The 2,293-nt window shown below is 59.7% G+C and carries 2 protein-coding genes and 1 pseudogene; all 3 read left to right on the forward strand.

Going from position 1 to position 2,293, the window contains the following annotated elements; translation table 11 throughout:
• Positions 1–143: 143 nt before the first annotated feature.
• Positions 144–821 (forward strand): annotated as a pseudogene (locus RMO15_RS23465) (pseudouridine synthase); the annotation flags it as partial.
• Between the two features lie 40 nt (positions 822–861).
• Positions 862–1,233: a cyclic-di-AMP receptor gene (locus tag RMO15_RS23470; protein WP_309718114.1), complete on the forward strand. Its 372-nt coding sequence runs from the start codon at positions 862–864 to the stop codon at positions 1,231–1,233.
• A gap of 4 nt (positions 1,234–1,237) precedes the next feature.
• Positions 1,238–2,293: hypothetical protein (locus tag RMO15_RS23475; RefSeq protein ID WP_309718117.1), on the forward strand; the 1,056-nt coding region annotated here is incomplete at its 3' end.

Consider the following 2,293-nt stretch of genomic DNA (forward strand, 5'->3'; position numbering starts at 1 on the left):
GCACCCGACTGTGGCCTCTCCCAAACCGCACGCTGGGCGGCGAAGAAGAAGCTTGCCAATATGGTTGCTGGTGTGGAAATCGTCCGTAACGCGATACCATAGAAGCCATGTCCACAACACCCGACTCTCCTTCTAATACCAATATGGTTCGCCTGCAAAAGGCTATCTCCGATGCGGGGGTGGCGTCGCGCCGCCGGGCGGAGGAGCTGATCGCGGGCCGTCGTGTGACGGTGGACGGTGTGGTGGTGACGGAGCAAGGCGTCCAGGTCGATCCGACGACACAGAAGATCACGGTGGATGGTAAGGCGCTCCCCGAGCAAGGCAAGCGGCGCTATGTCGCGCTCCACAAGCCGCCGGGCTATGTCTGTACGATGAGCGACCGCCATGCGAAACTAAAAATAACCGATCTCGTGACCATGCCTGGCGTGACATTAAAGCCTGCGGGACGCTTGGACGCGGACTCTGAAGGCCTGATTTTACTCTCCGACGATGGAGATTTCATCTATAAGGTAACGCACCCGAGCATGAGCCTGGGTAAGACCTATCACGTCACGGTGGAAGGCTCCCCGGAATCGGACACGCTGAACCGGCTGGCGCGTGGACTCACCCTTGAAGGGGAGACACGGCGCACGGCGAAGGCACAGGTCACGAAGCTAGGAAAGTCCAGTAAGGGCTACACGCGCCTAGAGATGGTGATCCACGAGGGCCGCAAGCGCCAGATTCGTCGTATGCTCGATACCGTCGGGCACCCAGTCGTGCGCCTTATTCGGGTACAAGTCGGGCCCGTGCTGCTGGGGATACTTACCCCGGGGCAGTGGCGTGAGCTCACTCGCTGGGAATATGAGGCAGTCATGGCGTATAATGCCCCCGACGTTGCCGTCACGGAGGAGGGTTCTAAACCAAGTGAAACTAGTCATCGCAGTCGTCCACGACCGGGACCGGGGAAAGATCAGCGAAAGTCTGCTGAGAAACGGGTTCAAGTTTACAAAGATCGGATCAACGGGGGGCTTCCTTCGGGAGGGGAACATAACGTTGTTGATTGGGGCCGACGACAAGGACGTGGAAAGAGTTCTCGGCCTGATCAACGAGGCCAGCAAAAGCCGTAAGCAGTATGTCAATGTCCTGCCACCCGATGCGGGGCCGGTCGGGACATTTATTCCCTCCCCCGTCGAAGTTGAGGTGGGTGGGGCGATTGCTTGGGTCGTAGATGTCGAGCGCTTCGAGAGATTTTAGTCCGATGGCAGTCGAGGTAGTCGGGGCGAGTGTAACGCCCCATGTTTCGGCCAAGACACTGAAGTTCTTTCGGCCCGCCGTTTCATCACCAGGCGCTCTGGTGCGCCTAATCGTCCGCAGCGACTCCCCTTTTCGTCGCTCGGATATTCTCATCGAGGGTGAGAACCCGGCAGAGCGCATCGCAAGTAGCGCGTGGGGCTGGTGCGATTTTCCCCACGATGCTCCGGATGCTGGTGTTACCGTCGCGCCGGGCCAGCTCACGGTATTGACCTTCAACGCGCTCCAAGCCCTACCTGAGTCGGTGACGCTTCAGTGGGATGAAGACAAACCCGGAGTCACAGTAGCGCTCAAAGCCACCGAGGTGAGTATCACTGCCGCCACGTTTCTGGGCGAGAGTGTCCAGCCCGATAGGCTCGTTCTCCATCTCGAAAACAAAGGAAAATCGAAAGCCACGGTTGAGTCCATTCGCCTCTGGCTCCCGCCGGATCCGAAGCTTCCCAATCGCTTTGCCCCGATGCCCCCACTGGCTCCGAGTGCACGAACAGTCCCTGCCCAAGACTTTGCCGCCCTCACTGTCGGGACGGGAAAACTTCCGCTCACCTACTGCCTGATCGAGGTCAAGCTCACGACTGGCTCGCTCTGGGCGCACCAGCGGATCAAGCGCGAGGCATTTGACCTCTCCGGCGGCTGGGTCGGCGAAAAATACCTCACTGACGAGCCGTATCTACGGGCGCTCAAGAGCGTTCATATTAACGCCGCCCATATCCCACTGGTGCCTGGCTACTCGGACACAGAGCTCAGCGAGAAGTACCCGCTCAAGCACTTTCACGGCTGCCAGCCCGTCGCCCTCTACGACAATGAGCGCGTGCTTCCCAAAGTTCACGCTGTGGAGTTTCTCGGGGAACCGCAGTACGGGGGGCGAAAAGGGCCGACACCGCCGCAGGAGGTCTGGGGAAAGCTTGCGCCCTTTGCCACGAGTCGCCTCGCCACGACGGTCACTTGGAGCGATCCACGAGGCTGGTGCCGCTACGCGGGAATCTCCGACTTTCCTCACTATGAT

It is taken from the genome of Armatimonas sp. (assembly GCF_031410135.1).
In the GTDB taxonomy this organism is placed as follows: domain Bacteria; phylum Armatimonadota; class Armatimonadia; order Armatimonadales; family Armatimonadaceae; genus Armatimonas.